Raw genomic sequence first — 19127 nt, forward strand, 5'->3', positions numbered from 1 at the left:
TAGCTTAAGCTTGTCGTGATTGTTAGATTGAAATAACGAAAAAAAATGATTATTCATTATCTCGGGATGTAACTCAGTTTTCATGCTGTAATATTTTCTAGTTGAATTTTTATAAATATACAAACAGGTTTAGTGTATATAAAGACTATACATTTGATAATTACGGAAATTTGAAAGTTTAAAAAGCCCGACAAACAACTATAAAACAGGTAATTAAGAACTAAAAAGAAGTTATTCAGCGTTTAAGAACCCGATTTCAGATTTTGAAGTATTTCTATTCGTTTTTGCAATGCAGCAATCGTTTTTCTGTTCTTTTTTACAATAAAGAAGACACTTAAAAAAATAAGAACAACTAATAAAAGGAAGATTTTTAATCGGTTTGAAGTCTGTTTCTCAAGGTCGGAAACATTTTCATTTTTACGTTTGGCGTTATCACCTAATGAATCACTTATTGAGTTACGTTCTGCTATTTTAATCTGTAATTGGCTGTTAGTATAAAGGTCGTAATACTTCTGATAGTCTTCCCACTGATTTAACGCCAAATGGTTCTCCAACAAACCATTGTAAATACTTGAATTGAGCACAATATCACCAACATTCTTAGATTGTTCTAGGGCATCTTCTAAGTAATTAATCGCATTCTGATAATCACCTTGTGCCGTTGACACAGCTGCCAAGCCTTTTTTAGCAAATGCAATGAGACTATTGGCTTTAGATAATTCGGCTAAGGCAATAGCTCTATTAAAACTGTTTTTAGCTTTACCATACTCAGATAGCAAGGTATAGCAGTTACCTTTGTTGTAATAAACTATACTTAGGTTGGTATTTACTTCTTCATTTTTAACATTTTGATATTCTGCAATACCTCTATCAAAAAATTCTAAAGCAATATCACAATTGAGATTATCCTTATAAATAAAACCTTTCACGGAATAACTATTAGCAATGTATTTACTTACCGCTTCACGATCTGGGTACAACAACGCCATTTGTTCGGTTTTCTCCAAATACTCAATTGATTTATCAAAGATTTTGAGCTGTTGGTAAAGGATTCCTGTTTTAAATAAGATTTCTATTTGAAGTACTTTATCATTAAGTGGTTTAGAAAATTCATCTGCTTTTATAATATATTCTAGCGCTTTTTGATAATTTCGTTTAGAAGTATAAGCAAATGACAAAAGCATTAAAGCCTTCACCTTAGTTTTTGCGGAATAATCTGGATTTTCATAAACCGAAAGCGCTAAATCAATGGACTCATTAGGATTATCATACACCTTCTGATAACTGTATTCTAGAATACTATCTATTTCTTTAGCTTGCGGATGAGATAACATTGCGAATGAAAAGAAGGGTACACTAAGTACCAAAATAAGACTAATATGCAATCTACTTTTTTTCACTTAACTAGTCGTATTCTTTTTTAATGCTGCGCGTTCTTTTTGAATCAACTTAATAAATGTTACCGGAGACATCCCAACAATTGACTTAAAGACAGTTGCAAAACTACTATGAGAGGAATACCCACTTTCTTCTGCAAGAAAACTAATTTTATAATTTATGTAATGTGGGTCATTTTTTAATTTATCGATGACGTAATTAACACGGAGCTTGTTTATAAAGGTGTTAAAATTATCATCGTAGTGTTTATTAATTACACCAGACAAGTATTTAGTGTTGGTATCAAACTGTCCTGCCAATACAGCTAGTGAAATATCTTTGTTTAAAAATTTTTTTGAAGCTTCAAACCGTTTCAGTTTAGACAAAATTAACTGTTCTGTTTCTTCTGGAATTGGAATGCGCTTTGGTTTTGCTTTTTTTACAGGCTTACTTTTAATATCCTTATTTCTAACAATTTCTAAGTACTTAATAATTTCTTTACGTCGTTTTTTTACTGCTTGACCTTTTAAAACCAAATAACCACCTATAACTATCGCTCCAAGTAAACCAGCAATTAATAGATATAAATAATTATTATGGGTTTCTTTTTGAGAGCTATAGTAATCCTTATCTTGATCTGAAAGTAGTGTGTATAATGAATTTACAGCCATTTGTTCTGTCCTTTCAACTTCAGCATTTAAACTCAAATATTTCTCATTAAAAATCTTATGTTTCGCATTTTGATTTGAAGCTAAATAACTAATAGACAAATCTCTATTTATCTCCATTAAGAGTATTGGATTATTAATTATCTCTGCAAATCTTGAGGCAATTGAAAGCGATTCTTCACTTTTGCTAAATTCTTTTTTCTGTAAATATAAATACCCTAATTCTTTATATATTAAAGCTTTTTGGTAAAGGTCGTTGAATTCGGATACGTTTAATAAATCTAAAGTTTTTTCTATATAAACTACAGCTGAATCATACTGAGATAAATTATTAAAAGCTCTTTCTTTAGCGAGATATAAAGCCCGTTTTTCAATAGTATTTGTTTTTAAAAATGTATTGAATTGACGTTCTGTGTTTTCAATTAAGTGTATCGCTTTATCACTATTTCTCCTTGTATTATACGTATAGATTTGCTCTAATTTTATTAAACATTGTATGGAATCTTTATATGAACTTTGAGGTAAGTTCTCACTCAGTGTGCTACTCTTTTCTATAAATTCTTGAGCTTGCTTATCTAAATAAACACGTCGTAACAGTTGCGCTTTGAGTAGGTTTAATTCTAATTGTGTGTGCTTACTAATGGATTTTACAAGATTATTTTTATCAAAAGCGTGAATCACTGCTTCGTTATAATCACCTTTCACAATTTGAGCTTTAGCAATTAACAGATTAGAGTTAGCTATGTGTTCTGGTTTTTGACTTGTCGTTAATATATGTTCTGCTATTTTGAGTGATTCATCTGGATTTGAAAACACCAATTCTTGCGCTTTAGTGATAAGCTTGTTGTCTTGTGCATGGCTAAAACAGACCAATAAAAGACCAGCCCAAACAATAATTGAACGAATTATTTTGCAACAAGAGGAGTCTTTTTGTTTCATTTTTAGTTCGTCAAAAACTGTCTTCTTAACTCAAAGATTAACAATAATTAAACTAAAAATAAGGTTCATTTAACTATTGTGAGATAGTAAATATACTAAACTTTCTTATAGGATAACCATAGCCAACCTTATCCAGCTTGCATGAAACAGCGGTGTAAATCGCTTAAATATTTGATACTCTTAAATAAAACATCATAACATTGCTTAAAATCTTTTTATGACATTTAAAATCGTAAAATTTTTAAATATTCTATAATTCTTATTTTTTAGGAATAAAAAAAAGAGCAACATTTTCATGTTGCCCTTTTCTGCTATTAATCACTATATTCAAGATTATTCTTTAATAACCCTAAATGTTTTTACAGAACTATTAATTTGTACGGTTACAAAATAAACACCTGTATTCAATTCATTCATATCCACTGTTGTCGTTAAGCTATTTGGGGTCATTCCCTTAACTTTTTGACCTACAATATTATGAATGCTTATTTGAGATATTGACGTTTTTGCTTCAACAGTTAATTCATTCTTTACCGGATTTGGGTAATACTTAAATGAATCTACTTCATTGGAAGCTAAGCTTAAGGCTGGATCTGGATACGCAAAGAACTCAAATTCAGCTGCACTACTTGCTTGAATACTCACTAAGTAAGTTGTTCCTGCTTCAACAGGACCTGAATCAGTTCCAGATTCAAAACAACTGTTTATATCACCACCTAAATAATCTAAATCCGTTGAACATACATTAGAATCATATACCGTATAATACGCTGATCCTGACGTTCTAATTAATTCAAAATTATAAACACCTGTTATACTAGGAGTAAACTCGTACCATAGAGATGCGTAAGAACTACTACAAGCCCCTTCTGGTGAATAATAAGCATTATCTAAATTTCCTGAAATTCTGTTCGCACCTGCTGAATCTGGAGATTCATTAAATGATATAGCTCCAGAACAATCACTATTAGCTTGCGCAGGAGGTAATTCCGTAACACATAAATCAAAAGTTATACCTTCACCTACTTGGCTAGATTGAACCATTACATAATAAGTTGAGCTACTATCTAACAATACAATTTGTTCTGAATTAGTATTACAAGATGTCGTTACTTCTGTAAAAGATCCACAAGTTCCTTCATAAATTGAATAGTACGTAGAAGGTGAAGTAGCACCTCTTGTTAAAAGAAATTCGTAATTCGCTGTAGTTGTAGGATTAAACACATACCAAACATCACCATAGCCTTCTGTATTACAAGAGTTGTCTGAAGATAATGTTGCTCCGACTGTAGTACCAGAGACAGCATTATTACACATATCATCAGTTGATGCCGTTAATACAGCTGCACTTGCACACGCATCGTTAGCGGGTGGTGCAGGAGCGTTTCTTAAGCAGATATCATAGTTCTGAGCATATTCTCCAGATAATCTAGTGTTGTTACGGATGTAATAGGTGTTTCCAATAGTTAAACCAGTAAACGTAACATAGTTTGTAATGTAACAACTAATACTTGTTAACGCTCCACAACTTCCTTCTAATAATTCAGTAGCTTGTATAGTTCCACCTGTATTATAACCAGGCGTCGATTCTATATTTAAATATTCTAAAATGGTCGTTTCACTCGCTGCCACAAAACTAAACCAAACGTCGTTAGTATTATTCGTTGCTAACCCACATGTATCTGGATCTGCTGTGGATTGGGTTGCACCTGCATTAGTGGCACTTGTAAATATTGTACAAGTATCATCGGTATTAACAGTTAAGCTAATTGGAGCTCCACACTCATCATTAGTCGGTGGACAATAGAAATAAGTTGAATCCGCGTAAGAACATGAACTATCATCATCATTCGTTAATGAGAAATTAACTATTGTTCCTGATGCGTAAGGCCCAGCTGTGTAAAGACCTGTAGTAGTAATGCCAGTAACATCTGCTGAAGTGGCATCATCATCAGTTAAAGTTAGAGATGTTGCACTCCCTAAGTAAGACACATCTACAGCTACTGTAAACTGTCCATTATCGCAATCTGACACAGTAGTTAATGAATCGATTGTTGGATTAATACAACTGTTTTCTGTAATAATTAAAGTGTATTCAAATGTATTATTGGCGTTTGACGTACTCAGTACTACAAAATAGGTATTACCTGCTAATAGCACTACGTCTGTCAAACTTCTTGAATCTCCTGAGTACGAGGTGTTATCAGCTATACATTCTGTTGCCACATCTGGACAGTCTTGAAACACCATTAAACCAGCTCTATTACTTGTAGCTGGAATAATTCCGTTGACTTCAATATTTACAGAAACATCTGTTGTCGGTGAAATTCTATAAAAGACATCGTTCCCGTTCATATAAGATGAACTACATGGGTTATCATCAATATTATTCTCATAATCTGCAGTATTTCCAGAAGCTACTACAAAGGGATATGAAGACACTTCTATTGGACTACCACATGTCGCACCTGCTAAAGGCGCAGTACGTGTTGTAAAACTTTCTTCCGTACAACCTGTAGCATCACCAATACCATTAAACGGTACGATGTTTACAAAATATTCTGTAACGTAATCTAAACCTGTTAATGGGTAACTCGTTTCTGTAGTTGTTTGTGCATTAACGATATCTGTACCACCGGAAGTTGTACCAACCGATACTGTATAACCTGTTGCTAATCCTGTAGCTGCTTGCCAAGTTAAAGCCATATCAACATCGGCGTCTGTCGCTCCACTTAAAGGTGATGTTAACGTCGCGTCACAATTAGGGATTGCGTCAGCCTCTTGAGTAATTGATACATTATCTATAAGCACAACCGTTCTAAATCCCGCAACATTTACAATATCTGCCACAAACCTTATTTGAACGTCACTTCCATCTGCAATTGTACCGGCGGAAATACTAATACTCTGACATGTCGCTGCATCACTAAACGTATAATTAGAATCGTCTATAGTAGAAATAGATATCCAATTTGTACCACCATCAGTGGAATACTCTAACACTAAACTTCCCCAATCCGCAGCAGGCGCAGTACTCAATGCTCCTGGAAACTGACTCGATCTCTCAAAAATGTTATACGTAAAATTAGCTGTAAGATTTGTACCATTAGATATTCCTGTATAATTTTGCGATACTAATGAAGCTGATTGTCCTGCTGGTAAGAACGTCCAAGCACTAAGACCTTCTCCATCACAAATAAAACTAGAACCGGCAAGCATGTCACCAGTCCAGTTTGATGGTACAGCGTTGTTAGATTCACTATTAAAATTGTCAACAATCTCAACTTGTGAGAATGCTGAGATACTAAACAGCATCACAAAATAAAGTGTAATTTTTTTCATTGAATTTAGGATTTAAATAATTAGTTAGTATTAATTATATTCTATGGGAATACAACTCTTCTGAGCTCTAATATATAATAAGAACGTGCGCTAAAAAAGATTCTATATTTGGTATTTACGGAAATTTGAAACTATAAAACAACCACAAAACACTAAAAATGAATAGATTACAATAAAACAGGAAACATTCCCTAAAACTTAGAGAATATTGAGAAATAGTTTCTTTTTTGATGCTATTTGAATATTTTAAAATTTAATATTCAAATAATTTAGACCTAATGAAGTGGGCTAAACAATTTAAATCATAACGAATTAATTTTCGTTGATTTGCTCTATGTTCGGTTTAGACCATCGAAATTTTTAAGGTATACAGGAAGTCGTTACAACATAGTATTCCATGTCGTCTATAATGAAAATATATAACAGAAATATGCCATTTATTTTTGGGACTAAAAACGTTTGTGAGGTAACGTCATACAATTAATAGAAGCTTAATTTTCAAAAGTTTATTCCCTATCTAACAAATGACTTACTTTTTCTTCTTTTATAATGTTTTTTATAATTTCAAAAAGTTGCATTTTTAATGACTTATACTCTTTTAAGAATGCTGTAATAGAAACAATTAAATCCAGGTGTGCTTTAGTATAGGCTTTCTCTTCTTTTTTTTGATCAATGCCATCCAACATTATTTGCAATTCATTTTCGTGATTGTTAACAGCCTCAATAAGTTCATTGTTATACTTTTCTGATTTATTAATGGCGTCTACGAGCTCTATGCTATCAGAAAACTTCTCGGATGCAATTAATTGCGATGTAAATTGTGTGACTAAATCTTCAAAAAACAAATGTTCATCTTTTGTAAAATTCAATTCGGACAACCATTCTTTAGAGTCTAAATGCATTTCTTCTGCACTTAACCATTCTGCGTAGCGTAATTGTTTTTGTGAAGTTTTCATGACTTTTAAGAGTTTAAGGTTAAAAAATTCCACTACTAAGTTACTGTCTATATCTAAAAACTTCCATGACAATTGTCAGCTTTTCAATTAATTATTTACAATTTCATTTAAAGTATAACTTTTTGAACATCTGACAATTTTGGAATAGTAACGTTCCAATGATATTCATCTTTTAATTTTACTCTAAACGCATCGAGTGCTGTGGGTTCTCCATGAATTAAATAGACATGTTCGGGTATATTTTTAATATTGCTTACCCAATCTAATAAATCTTTCTGGTCTCCGTGAGCGGATAAACTTTCAATACTTTTTATAGTTGCTTTTACAGGATAGTATTTACCAAAAAAGCGAATCTCGTGTGCACCTTCTAACAATTGTCTACCACGTGTTCCTTCTGCCTGATAACCAACCAACACTACTGTCGTTGTGGGCTCATCTATCAGTTGCTGCAAATATGTAAGTACGCGTCCTCCCGTAACCATACCACTACCAGCAATAATAATTTTAGATCGCTTATCGTCAATGGTTTCCCAGGTTTCTTTATACAATTGAATAATATTGACATGATTGCACATGGCATTATAATCTTGCACCGATAATTTATGCCATTTAGGAAAACGTTTAAAAACATCCAACACATTATTACCCATTGGACTATCTACAAAAATGGGGATATTAGGAATTCTATGTTGCTCATACAGCTTCCAAAGGATATACATGAGCGTTTGTAATCGCTCTACGGCAAAACTTGGAATTATAAGATTACCTTTTTTATGCAAGGTTTCTAAAACAATATTTGTTAAAACATCTTCAATATTGTCTTTTGGATGTAATTTATTACCGTAGGTACTTTCCATAAATAGAAAATCGGCCCACTCTGGTTTTTTGGGCTTATGAAGTAAATAATCATTGGGTCTTCCTATATCACCAGAAAATACAAATCGTTTGCCATTGATGTCTAGATCTATGAATGTAGAACCTATAATATGACCATTATATTGAAAACGACATGACATATGCTCTGATAACTGAATCCATTTATCTTCTGGCACCATCTCAAATTGTTTTAAGGTGTTTTCAGCATCCTTAATGGTATAAAATGGTAACGCAGGAATGTGCGTACTCAATTTTTCTTTATTGGCTTTATCAGCTTCTTCTTCGTGAATTTTAGCGCTGTCTCTTAAAATAATTTCTGCTATAGCGAGTGTTGGTGCTGTCCCTTTAATTTTACCTTTAAATCCTTGTTGTAATAAGCGAGGTAAATAACCAACATGATCTAAATGCCCATGCGTTAACAACACCACATCAATAGAAGACACATCAATAGGTAAATCCTCCCAATTGAGTTCTCTTAATACTTTTAGACCTTGAAACATACCGCAATCAATCAGTATGTTTTGTTCTGACGTTTCAATTAAAAATTTTGATCCCGTCACAACTCCTGCTGCACCCAAGAAATTGATTTTTACAAATTTTTCCATGATTCAATTATTTAATTAACCACACAATTGAGAAATCTCACTTAGAATTTTCTTTTTCCGCGTCTCGGAAACTCCAAGATGGTCTAAATAAAACTTGTCATTTATTAAATCTCTACACAATACTACAGATCGACTAAGTAGAAATTGTTTTTCTCTTTGACTTAGCAATGTCGAAACGGTTATTGGGTACAACCCTAATCGGTCTATCCTATCTTTTAAACCGTTATTTGGTGGATAATCCCAACTCAATAAATACAATCCACAACACTTACCATATTGCAAGGCATCTTTTGTAAACCTTGTGTTGGTCACCACCCAACCTTGTGTAAGTGATACTTTATTTTTAGAGTTTTTATTCCAGTTGGCTTTTACATCCTGAAATCTTGAATTAATATATAAAGGAATTTTCACATTACATTTAAGCCCTTGCTCACCATGAAATTTACATTCAACAATGGTTGATTCAGCATTTTTATGAGCGATGAAATCGATTTCATGAGAGACACATTTGCCTTGTAACGTTTTACCAACCTCTGTCTTGTAACCTGAATACTTCAAAACTGCACTGACAAAACGTTCAAATGGAAAACCTGTCGGTCCTAATTCATAAATCGCTCTTTTCAGTTTATATTTTGAAGCAAAATGAGTTTTATTTTTTTTCAACAATGCAAATGCCCTATTGTAGATTTCTTTAGTTGAAATACCTTGATATAATTCATCTCGTACTTTATCTAAAACGGGATTAATGATGTCATCGTCAGCTCCAGTCCTTTTTAAAGACGTCCGTAATTTATCCAGTGAAAATTTTACTTTTTCACCTGAGTATTTAATAATATCTATAGCTTCAACATTCATAATTTAAGTTTTAAAAGTATCATTACCTATAGAGTCATCAATCGCGGATACATCAAACTGTACAAGGAATTACCAAAAATGGGATTTTGGGGTTAAACCCTATTTTAGGTATTACAGGTTCGTTCATTATATTTTCAATTACACTATGTTCGTAGTTTATCATTACTAGAATATCAATATCTAACTCGTCAATAAAATCATTTATTTCTTCATGTTTTTTCGCGTAATCTGGCATCCAATGAAAGGTGTGCGGATGGTTTTCCAAATACATTTTTAGCATAGACAAATTATAATCTTGTATACTTGATAGCTTATTATTTTTAGTAATATAAACAACTCTAACTTTTGAATCATTTAAATCCGCTAAGTCTTTTAATGGTTGTAATTCTTCACCGTAAAACCGATTAAAATCTGTAGGAAATGCAATTTGTTTGGGCGCAATAAAATCGAACTCATCAGGAACAATCAAAATTGGACACACTTTTGTTTTTATAATGTTCACGGTATTGCTTCCAAAGAATAACGCTTTAGTTCCTGAAGCTCCGTTTGTACCCATAACCACCATATCTATCTTATACTTTTCAACGGCTGTAGCTATAGCTTTCTGCAATTTATCTTTGCTTAGGATAATTTCAAAACTATGATTTGCGTTACGATCAGCATTCATAGACATTTGTTTTAACTCTACCAATTGCCGTAATGCTTCGCCTTTTACAGACTCTACATAATTTGTTGTAATATAAGTTCTGGCGATATGGTTGGCTACTGACCAAGCGTGTAAGAAATAAAATTTACACTCAACCTTAGCATATAGTTTTATGGCGTAAACAGCTGCACTCCATGCATTATCTGAAAAATCCGTGGGTAATAGTATGTGTTTTGTCATGACTGTATCGAATTTATTATTAGCAAATTGATTTCATTCAGAGTCAACTTACACCTCTGAAGGTATTACCATAAAGGGAACATTAAGATGAAAACCGATCTGATTAATTGTTTTTTTAAAGAACAAATTCTCAAAGAAGGAATGCTTATTGTTTATCATTACTAAGAGGTTAATTTTATGCTTAATTTGAAATTCATGTATAGCCTTAGGAATTTCTGTAGTTTTAACTTCATGATACAGAAATGCAAAGTCCTTAAATAAGAATTCTAATTTTTCTTTATGACCTTTTTGCTTCTCTGTAAGCTCATAACCCGTTGACACATGCAAAGCATTTAATCTGGCGTGATTTGAGGCTACTAATTCTTTAAGGATTTTAAGATTTGAATCATCATATGAGACGTCCAAATCGGTAGGAAATAAAATTTCGTGAGGTGCTTCAAAAGCGAAGTCTGACGGCACAGCCAATACCGGACATTTGACTTCTTTAAAAACGTGTACCGTATTAGAACCAAATAGCACTTCTTTTGCGCCTGTTGCTCCTTTAGTTCCCATAACAACAAAGTCAATTTTATGCTCATCAACAAATTCTTTAATACCAAACACTAGCGTATCAAATCTCGCAAAGGTCTCAAATTTATGGTGCGGATTATTGTACGTATCCGTAAGGGATGTTACGAGCTCATTCAGATTATTCTGTGATGTATTTCTAACAGCATCTGCTAAGCCAAATTGAGCCGGATAGCCCAAAACATATTCCACGTGATAAATTACAGGGGTATACGCATTGAACACGTAAAATGTGCATTCTTCATGTTGTAACAATTGTACAGCATAATCAATTGCATTCCGAGAATTTTCGGAAAAATCGGTGGGAAGTAGAACAGAGAACATAACGCTTGTTTTAAAATTACTTAACTAAAGTTAAGATCTTGAAAAACAAAAAACAATGATATATGTCAGATGTGATCACTATAGAAAAAATATACCACTAAAATATGATTACTTAAATTTTGAAATCACTATGTATTATGAATACAATTGTCATGCACCTCAACTAAAACCCGATGCGTAAGGAAATTAATTGGGCCTTAAATTCATAATCAGTTTGGCTTAAATGCCAATTTTAAATAGGCACAATATTGTAAGCTATGTTCAGTAAAAAGATACCCATTAAAAATAATAAGGTATATATAACTTGAACCATTTTAATATTAATAATTTCTAGCCAATACACAGTTGGTTTTGGGAACATAAAGAGTGCTAACCCAAAAAATAAAGCAGACCAACCTATAAGCGTTATGATGAGCTTATAATTAGGCTCCCAAATATTATGGAATAGTGTGTTTAAAAGGCCAATAATTATAGCTACAAACGAAAAAATGATTAGAAATTTTTCATCTTTAAGATCGCTAAAAATTTGTTTAATACGTTTTGGATTCAGACTAAGAATTAAAAAGAAAATAATAAGGTACCAACCCCAAAACTTTGCTAAAAAAATTGAATTGTCCATAATCAAACTGTTTTATTCATGTAATACCAAAAACGGTATATTGGTGTGATAGGTGATTTTTTCTACGTTAGAATGAAATAATATACTCTGAAAATAATTGAGATTCTTAGCCACCATAGCAATCATATTAATATCTCTACTCTCCACAAAGCACTGTATGGCATCTTCAACTTTAGCATTCGTTAGAAAGTGATAACTAGGCTTAAATTCTTCAAAATAATCGTTTAAAACATCTTTATTTTCAAGTTGTTCTGTATTTAATTCCGCACCTGTTTTTTGTATGTGTACAACACGTAAACTCGCGTTTACCATTTTTAGGATATCCGTAAATGGTTGAAGAGCCATTAAATCATAAGACAGGTTGTAATCTGTTGGAAACGCTATTTCTTTAATTGTATTATACTTAGCATCTTCTGGTACAACTAAAGTGGTACATTTTACTTTTGTAATGATATCTCCTGTATTACTCCCCACAATATATTCTTTAAGTCCTGAAGCACCTTTTGTACCCATGACTAATAAGTCTATCTTTTTCTTAGTAACATACTTTCTAATGGACTCTATAAAAAACCCATAATCACTTAAGGCGTAAAACTTATGATTGTTGTTGGGTTTATGATGGTCTTGAATGTCGTTGAGTAAGGTTCTTAATTTTTGCTTAGAAGGTTTAACATATATCTCCTCTATTTGATCTGCAGTTGGCACATAGCCACTATCACCTGCCATAAAAGTATCCGCTCTATTGACATGAAGGAGATAAAAATTACACACTACCGGCTCAAATAAGTCAATAGCATAAGAAATCGCATTCCACGAGTTTTCAGAAAAATCTGTTGGTAGTAAAATATTCATCGTTTAAATTTCTTAGGATATACAAATCTAAATCGATGGTGCTTACTAAAATATGATATCGGTCATATTAAACACATTTGACCTTTTTAAATCATTACAACAAATAAAGCGAACGGATTTTAAAAAAAAATAAGCTGAAATTTATGCGATCTCTTGCAGTCCTTCAATGTCCAAAATTTTAACATTTCTGCCTTCCATTTTTATGAGGCTTTTTTTCTTAAAATCGGACATTGTTCTTATCAATGTTTCGGTCGCAATACCAGCAACACTTGCCAAATCATTCCTAGAGATTACAATGGGATCTCCTGGTTTTACATTTAACTTTTCAGCAAATCTCAAAATTGTAGCGGCTGTTTTACGCTGCACTGAACTGTAAGCCATCTGTAGTAATTGATCCTTAATACCAGTAATATCCTCTGTTAATAATTGAATAACTTCTAACGTTAGTTTATGGTTATTTTCTAAAACATCAGTCAATTCCGCTTTAGAAACACCAGCCAATTCAACATCTTTCATGGCAATTGCTGTCTCGCGGTAAGGAATATTTTGAGTAAAGGACGTGTAACCAAAAAGATCATCTTCAGAATGGAGCGCAGTAGTCAATTCCTTTCCGTTATCATCAAATTTATAACATTTCACCACTCCTCTAAGAATTAAATAAATATAATTGGAGTTATGGCCTTCTTTGTATATAATGTCATTTTTAGAAAGACTAAAAATTTTACCATTATCATCAAAGAAGTTTTTTAAGTCACTCAAGGTTCTTAGTTCATCATCTTTGGGCTCAATGGTATTTTGAAAATGTTCCTGCTCTTCTTTTAATAGGGCAACTTTTGCAATTCTACTTTCAATAGCATTTATAATCTCCTCTTCCGTAAACGGTTTGGTAATATAGTCATCTGCCCCTAATTCCATACCTTTCCTTACATCCTGACGTTCAGTCTTAGCAGATAAAAATATAAACGGGATAAACTTTGTGTCCGTATGTTTCGATAAGCCTTCCAAAACACCATAACCATCGAGAATAGGCATCATAATATCGCAAACAATAATGTCTGGTTTATTAACTTTTGCCATTTCGAGACCCATTTCTCCATTAACGGCTGTAAGAACTTCGTAATTAGAAAGTTCAAGTAATTCAGCTGTATTTTCTCTTAATACGGTGTCGTCCTCTATAAGTAATACTTTTTTCATAGTTGTGCTTTGTTTGGAAGTTCAATAATGAACGTTGAGCCTTTGTGCTCAGTACTTGTAAATGTAATATTACCATTAAGATTTTCTAAATGGTCTTTAACAATATTCAACCCTATACCTGTGCCTTGCATGAGTAATGCATTCTCGGCTCTAAAATAGCGATGGAATATGTTTTTTTGATCTTTCTTAGGAATACCGATACCATTATCCTTGATTTTAAAAATGGTGGTCAACTCATTCTGAGAAATTTCAATATCTATAATTGTGTTTTCAGATGAATATTTAATAGCATTGTATATTAAATTAGATAAAGCTAATTCTACAATTTTTTCATCTTGAAACAGTGATAAATCATCGATGTTTTCTGGGTAGTTGATATGCTGACCGCCTTTTAATAACATGTTGGCATTATAAATCACTTCGTTTAAAACTTTACTTATTTTAAAGTTTGAAAATTTATAGTTAATCTTTCCTTTCTCGAGTTTTTCTACAGACAGAAAATCATTAAGAATAACGTTAAGATATTGCACTTTGTCTGTAATAGTTGAAATATGTTTTTCGCGTTTATCTTGTTGCTCGGTGAGCTTGTATTTACTCAACAGCATTGTTGATGTTAAAATGCCACTCAATGGTGTTTTAAATTCGTGAGACACCATAGATAAGAACTTCGTTTTTAAATCGTTGAGTTCTTTTTCTGCTGCTAAAGCCGTTTTTAATTCATCCGTTCTAATCGCAACAGTTTTTTCTAATCTTTCGGTATAACTTTTTTGCTCTGTTATATCTAAAATAATCGCGACATATACATCTCTATTCCCCAATTTAGAACGTTGTAAATGAATACTAACGGGATAGGTACTCCCTGATTTTCGTTGATGTACAGCTTCAAATTCTATTTTTTCAATAGTATCGTTATTAAGTGCTTCGATTTCCTTTCTAAATTCAGCCTCCGTATAACTGGGTTTAATATCCAAAGGTGTCATAGACTGCAGTTCTTTTAAACTATAGCCTATGTTGTTTTGAGCTCCTTGATTCGCATTCACAAAGGTTAAAGTCTTGGCATCAAACACGTATATTTCGTTTAGCGATTCAAGAAATATTTTAGCTAAATGATTTTTTTCTTGCTCTAATTTTTTCCGTTCCGTGATATCAATGACTAATGCCATGATATAATTTTTACCATGAAAGCTAAACGGATTTAAACTCGCTTCAATAGGAAAAATATTTCCATCTTTTTTTGCACCATAAATATCGCGACCATGCCCCATACTACGCCGCTCATGTTCTTGAACAAAACCTTTAAAATGAGCGCCATGATTAGCATGGTAATTTTTTGGAATCAACACATTTAAGGGTTGGCTAGTAAGTTCATTGTCACCGTAGCCAAACATCTGTTCCCCTGCCTTATTAACCTGTACAATTTTTTGATGCTCATCAACCACAACAACACCTTCTGAAATGGAATCTAAAAGGACGTTAAAAATATTCTGATCTTGTTCAAACATGGTTGCTCATTTTAATGCGACTAAGATAAATATTAATACAAGAATACTAAAGTTTATACAAGACCTTTTTGAACTGATTAATATCATAGAATGAATACCTAAAATCGCTTAATTTTAGTGTATAAAATGCTAAATCTTGGAACGCCATACGAACATAGAATTTGATCAGAATTTAGGTCAACTATTTTATGCCATTGCTGCAACAGACAATTGTGTAAAAGATGAAGAAATTAAGACTCTTGAACGTATTATTAACAAAGATTGGCTGCCCATAAATAAGAATGCAGCCTCTATTTTAGAGACGTTTAAGGAACTATGGGAAGATGAACATTCAAATTCCGAGCGTTGTTTTAAACGCTTTGTGAGTTTTAAAAGAACCCATAGTGAACTGTTCAATGCCACACTCAATTCAAAAATTCTAAAAACAGCAAATGCTATTACAACGAGTTTTTCTGGGCAGAATAAATCAGAACTTATACAACTCGCTAAACTTGATTTAGAATTAAAAAAAGAATAAAGTAAAAACTACGTTTTATGAAATTTAATACTGTCTTATTTGTCTTAGTAATCTTTATCTCATGCAAACATAAACAGAATAAAATTCTACCAGAAGAACGTACATTAACTGAGGCTGTGTATGCTTCAGCGATTATTCAACCTGATAGTTTATATCAAGTTTATGCTATTGTTTCTGGAATATTAGATGCTAATTTAGTTGAAGAAGGCGACTTGGTTTTAAAGAATGAGCCGCTAATTCAAATTAGTAATAGCACACCAAAAATAAATAGTGACAATGCGAAACTAGCACTCAATTTAGCTCAAGAAAATTACGCTGGTAATGCCGCAATTTTAAGCAGTATAGAGGATGAAATAACAGCCGCAAAATTGACTTATAAAAATGATTCTATAAATTTTTACAGACAAAAAAACTTATGGGATCAGCATATTGGATCTAAAGTGCAATACGATACCAAAAAATTAAATTATGAGTTGGCATTAAATCAATTAAAACTATTACAGAATAAATATAACAGAACAAAAAATGAGCTAAATACAGCCTTAAAACAAGCTCAAAATAATTACCAATCCTCATCAATTGTGAACAAAGATTTTACTGTAGAAAGCAAGATTAATGGTAAAGTTTATGCTTTGTACAAAGCACCTGGTGAAATTGTAACTACCATGGAACCTTTAGCTAGTATTGGCAGTGCGCATCGATTTGTAATTGAACTTTTAGTTGATGAGGTTGATATTGTTAAAATCTCAGTGAACCAAGAAGTAATTCTCAATTTAGATGCTTATGAAAAGCAGATTTTTAAAGGTAAAATTTCAAAGATATACCCTAAAAAAGATGAACGTAACCAAACGTTTACAGTGGAAGCTATTTTTGAAGCACAACCCAAAGTATTGTATCCTGGACTTTCAGGAGAAGCCAGTATCATTATTGCTAAAAAGGAAAAGGTATTAACCTTGCCTAAAGCTTATATCATAGAGGGGAACAAGGTTAAAACAGACGAAGGCATTGTAATTATAACCACCGGTTTAGAAAATATGGATGACATCGAAATTATATCCGGAATTAGTAAAGACACTTATGTTTATAAACAAAACTGATGGTAAACTGGAGCATTATATTAAATATTGCAAAAACGCATTTGCTCACTAAAATAAAGCAAACTTCTATTGCTGCACTTGGTGTAACTTTTGGCATTGGCTCTTACATTACGTTAGTGTCTTTTATGACAGGCTTAAATACCATGTTAGATGATTTAATTCTAAACCAAACACCTCACATTCATATCTACAATAAAATAGAGCCTTCCGAAACACAACCTATTTCTTTATACGATAAATTAAAAGATAATTTTACTATTGTTCATTCTATTAAGCCAAAATTGAGTCAGAAAAAAATTCATAATGGCTTACCAATTATAAAATATTTAGAACAAAATAAGGAGGTTAAAGGCGCACTTCCACAAGTTAAGACTCAAATTTTCTATATGGCTGGTTCCATAGAATTAGCAGGGAATTTAACAGGTATTAATCCATTAGATGAAGTCGAATTTTTCAATTTAGGAGATTATATTGTTGACGGTTCTGCGGAAGCTTTACAAAATACAGATAATAGTATTCTATTAGGTATTGAAATAGCAAAAAAAATGGCTTTAAAAGTAGGCGATCGCATACAAGTTAGCCCCATTAATGGTGGTGTATTTCCTTTAAAAATTGTAGGTTTTTATCAGAGTGGCATTAGTGAATTAGATGCTGTTCAAAGTTTTAGTAATATAAAAACAGTACAACGTATTTTGGGTGAAGCTAATAATTACATTACCGATGTTAATGTTAAACTTTATGATATCGAAAATGCAATGACGCTTGCTCAAGATATTCAGCAACAATTCAATTTAAAAGCAGTGGATATTAAAACAGCTAATGCGCAATTTGAAACAGGAACCGATATTAGAAATCTAATTACTTACGCGGTCTCTGTAACCCTATTAATTGTTGCAGGTTTTGGCATTTATAATATTTTAAACATGCTTATTTACGAAAAAATGAATGACATCGCCATACTGAAAGCTATTGGCTTTTCAGGAAAAGATGTGCAGCTCATTTTTATGAGTCAAGCAATGATTATTGGCTTTGTTGGCGGTGTTTTAGGTTTACTAATTGGCTACGGATTATCTAGCTTAATTGCTACAATTCCATTTGAAACTGAAGCGATGCCTACTGTAGAAACCTACCCAATAGATATTCAACCTTCATTCTTTATCATTGGATTTACATTTGCGATGCTTTCCACGTTTCTTGCGGGTTATTTACCTTCAAGAAAAGCTAAAAAAATTGATCCTGTAACTATTATTAGAGGCCTATAACATGAATACTGTACTAGAAGCAAAACATATTAATAAATACTTTAAAAATCCAGTATTATTTCATGTTCTAAAAGACATCAACTTTGAGGTTAAAAAAGGGGAATTTGCCTCCATTATGGGAAAATCGGGTTGTGGAAAATCGACATTGCTTTATATTCTTTCTACCATGGATACTGATTATGATGGCGAATTATATTTAGATAATAACCTCATAACCGGAAGCGACAACAAGCATCTATCCTATATGCGAAATAAGCACATTGGATTTGTATTTCAGTTTCATTACTTACTCACTGAGTTTACAATTTTGGAAAACGTGATGCTTCCAGCTAAAAAATTAGGAGAAAAATCAAATCAAGAAATTGAGCATGATGCTATGGAAAAATTAAAAATGTTGAATATTGAACATTTAGCACCAAAACGTGCCTCTCGTGTTTCAGGTGGTGAAAAACAGCGGGTTGCTATTGCCCGTGCCTTAATTAATAACCCATCAATTATTATGGGAGATGAACCTACAGGAAATCTTGACAGTCATAATGCAGAAAATGTATTTAACATTTTTAAACAATTAAGTGAAGAAGAAAATTTGTCACTACTCATAGTCACCCACGATGAAGATTTTGCAAAAAAAACCGATCGAATTATTCAAATGGAAGATGGAAAAATAATAGTATAACTCATCCTTAAGC

Annotated in this window: 16 protein-coding genes; 4 read left to right on the plus strand and 12 right to left on the minus strand. The window is 32.4% G+C overall.

Going from position 1 to position 19127, the window contains the following annotated elements; all coding sequences use genetic code 11:
- Window positions 1-242: 242 nt before the first annotated feature.
- The 12 genes from KO515_RS18930 to KO515_RS10320 all read right to left on the minus strand — a co-directional run bounded on the left by KO515_RS18930 (window position 243) and on the right by KO515_RS10320 (window position 15562).
- Window positions 243-1400, minus strand: a complete 1158-nt coding sequence (locus KO515_RS18930; protein ID WP_215936275.1) for a tetratricopeptide repeat protein — start codon at window positions 1398-1400, stop codon at window positions 243-245.
- Window positions 1401-2984 carry a helix-turn-helix domain-containing protein gene (locus KO515_RS10270; RefSeq protein ID WP_215936276.1) on the minus strand — a complete coding sequence of 528 codons (1584 nt, stop codon included), beginning with the start codon at window positions 2982-2984 and terminating at the stop codon, window positions 1401-1403.
- A gap of 333 nt (window positions 2985-3317) precedes the next feature.
- A complete protein-coding gene (locus KO515_RS10275) occupies window positions 3318-6326 on the minus strand; it encodes a T9SS type A sorting domain-containing protein (RefSeq protein WP_215936277.1) in 3009 nt (1002 codons plus the stop codon).
- 506 nt (window positions 6327-6832) lie between these two features.
- Entirely contained in the window at window positions 6833-7282 is a 450-nt protein-coding gene (locus KO515_RS10280) for a hypothetical protein (RefSeq protein WP_215936278.1), read from the minus strand.
- Window positions 7283-7389: 107 nt separating this feature from the next.
- Entirely contained in the window at window positions 7390-8763 is a 1374-nt protein-coding gene (locus tag KO515_RS10285; protein WP_215936279.1) for an MBL fold metallo-hydrolase RNA specificity domain-containing protein, read from the minus strand.
- A 15-nt stretch (window positions 8764-8778) separates the two neighbouring features.
- Window positions 8779-9618 (minus strand): ATP cone domain-containing protein, encoded by an 840-nt coding sequence (locus KO515_RS10290; protein ID WP_215936280.1) that lies wholly within the window; start codon window positions 9616-9618, stop codon window positions 8779-8781.
- Between the two features lie 52 nt (window positions 9619-9670).
- Window positions 9671-10504 carry a universal stress protein gene (locus KO515_RS10295; protein ID WP_215936281.1) on the minus strand — a complete coding sequence of 278 codons (834 nt, stop codon included), beginning with the start codon at window positions 10502-10504 and terminating at the stop codon, window positions 9671-9673.
- 48 nt (window positions 10505-10552) lie between these two features.
- Window positions 10553-11395 (minus strand): universal stress protein, encoded by an 843-nt coding sequence (locus tag KO515_RS10300; protein ID WP_215936282.1) that lies wholly within the window; start codon window positions 11393-11395, stop codon window positions 10553-10555.
- Window positions 11396-11627: 232 nt separating this feature from the next.
- Window positions 11628-12014 (minus strand): hypothetical protein, encoded by a 387-nt coding sequence (locus KO515_RS10305; protein WP_215936283.1) that lies wholly within the window; start codon window positions 12012-12014, stop codon window positions 11628-11630.
- Window positions 12015-12026: 12 nt separating this feature from the next.
- Window positions 12027-12866: a universal stress protein gene (locus tag KO515_RS10310; protein WP_215936284.1), complete on the minus strand. Its 840-nt coding sequence runs from the start codon at window positions 12864-12866 to the stop codon at window positions 12027-12029.
- Window positions 12867-13007: 141 nt separating this feature from the next.
- The gene (locus tag KO515_RS10315) at window positions 13008-14060 is read right to left on the minus strand and encodes a response regulator (protein ID WP_215936285.1); all 1053 of its coding nucleotides are present in this window, start codon (window positions 14058-14060) and stop codon (window positions 13008-13010) included.
- Window positions 14057-15562, minus strand: a complete 1506-nt coding sequence (locus KO515_RS10320) for a sensor histidine kinase (protein WP_215936286.1) — start codon at window positions 15560-15562, stop codon at window positions 14057-14059. The genes KO515_RS10315 and KO515_RS10320 overlap by 4 nt, the downstream gene beginning before the upstream one ends.
- Window positions 15563-15698: 136 nt before the next feature.
- Here KO515_RS10320 and KO515_RS10325 point away from each other — a divergent pair, with 136 nt between their 5' ends.
- From KO515_RS10325 to KO515_RS10340, 4 genes are read left to right on the plus strand one after another with little or no spacing between them, the layout of a single operon-like run.
- Window positions 15699-16079, plus strand: coding sequence for a hypothetical protein (locus KO515_RS10325; protein WP_252723839.1), 381 nt, complete (start codon window positions 15699-15701; stop codon window positions 16077-16079).
- Window positions 16080-16096: 17 nt separating this feature from the next.
- Window positions 16097-17176: an efflux RND transporter periplasmic adaptor subunit gene (locus KO515_RS10330; protein ID WP_215936287.1), complete on the plus strand. Its 1080-nt coding sequence runs from the start codon at window positions 16097-16099 to the stop codon at window positions 17174-17176.
- The gene (locus KO515_RS10335) at window positions 17176-18438 is read left to right on the plus strand and encodes an ABC transporter permease (protein WP_215936288.1); all 1263 of its coding nucleotides are present in this window, start codon (window positions 17176-17178) and stop codon (window positions 18436-18438) included. Before KO515_RS10330 ends, KO515_RS10335 begins: the two co-directional genes overlap by 1 nt.
- Window position 18439: 1 nt before the next feature.
- Window positions 18440-19114, plus strand: a complete 675-nt coding sequence (locus tag KO515_RS10340; protein ID WP_215936289.1) for an ABC transporter ATP-binding protein — start codon at window positions 18440-18442, stop codon at window positions 19112-19114.
- Window positions 19115-19127: the final 13 nt, after the last annotated feature.

The sequence above is a fragment of the Winogradskyella psychrotolerans genome, from assembly GCF_018860545.1.
Taxonomy (GTDB): domain Bacteria; phylum Bacteroidota; class Bacteroidia; order Flavobacteriales; family Flavobacteriaceae; genus Winogradskyella; species Winogradskyella psychrotolerans_A.

Coding starts and splice junctions, on each gene's coding strand:
- KO515_RS10270 (WP_215936276.1), bottom strand. CDS start 2,984: ATGAAACAAAAAGACTCCTCTTGTTGCAAAATAATTCGTTCAATTATT.
- KO515_RS10275 (WP_215936277.1), bottom strand. CDS start 6,326: ATGAAAAAAATTACACTTTATTTTGTGATGCTGTTTAGTATCTCAGCA.
- KO515_RS10280 (WP_215936278.1), bottom strand. CDS start 7,282: ATGAAAACTTCACAAAAACAATTACGCTACGCAGAATGGTTAAGTGCA.
- KO515_RS10285 (WP_215936279.1), bottom strand. CDS start 8,763: ATGGAAAAATTTGTAAAAATCAATTTCTTGGGTGCAGCAGGAGTTGTG.
- KO515_RS10290 (WP_215936280.1), bottom strand. CDS start 9,618: ATGAATGTTGAAGCTATAGATATTATTAAATACTCAGGTGAAAAAGTA.
- KO515_RS10295 (WP_215936281.1), bottom strand. CDS start 10,504: ATGACAAAACACATACTATTACCCACGGATTTTTCAGATAATGCATGG.
- KO515_RS10300 (WP_215936282.1), bottom strand. CDS start 11,395: ATGTTCTCTGTTCTACTTCCCACCGATTTTTCCGAAAATTCTCGGAAT.
- KO515_RS10305 (WP_215936283.1), bottom strand. CDS start 12,014: ATGGACAATTCAATTTTTTTAGCAAAGTTTTGGGGTTGGTACCTTATT.
- KO515_RS10310 (WP_215936284.1), bottom strand. CDS start 12,866: ATGAATATTTTACTACCAACAGATTTTTCTGAAAACTCGTGGAATGCG.
- KO515_RS10315 (WP_215936285.1), bottom strand. CDS start 14,060: ATGAAAAAAGTATTACTTATAGAGGACGACACCGTATTAAGAGAAAAT.
- KO515_RS10320 (WP_215936286.1), bottom strand. CDS start 15,562: ATGTTTGAACAAGATCAGAATATTTTTAACGTCCTTTTAGATTCCATT.
- KO515_RS10330 (WP_215936287.1), top strand. CDS start 16,097: ATGAAATTTAATACTGTCTTATTTGTCTTAGTAATCTTTATCTCATGC.
- KO515_RS10335 (WP_215936288.1), top strand. CDS start 17,176: ATGGTAAACTGGAGCATTATATTAAATATTGCAAAAACGCATTTGCTC.
- KO515_RS10340 (WP_215936289.1), top strand. CDS start 18,440: ATGAATACTGTACTAGAAGCAAAACATATTAATAAATACTTTAAAAAT.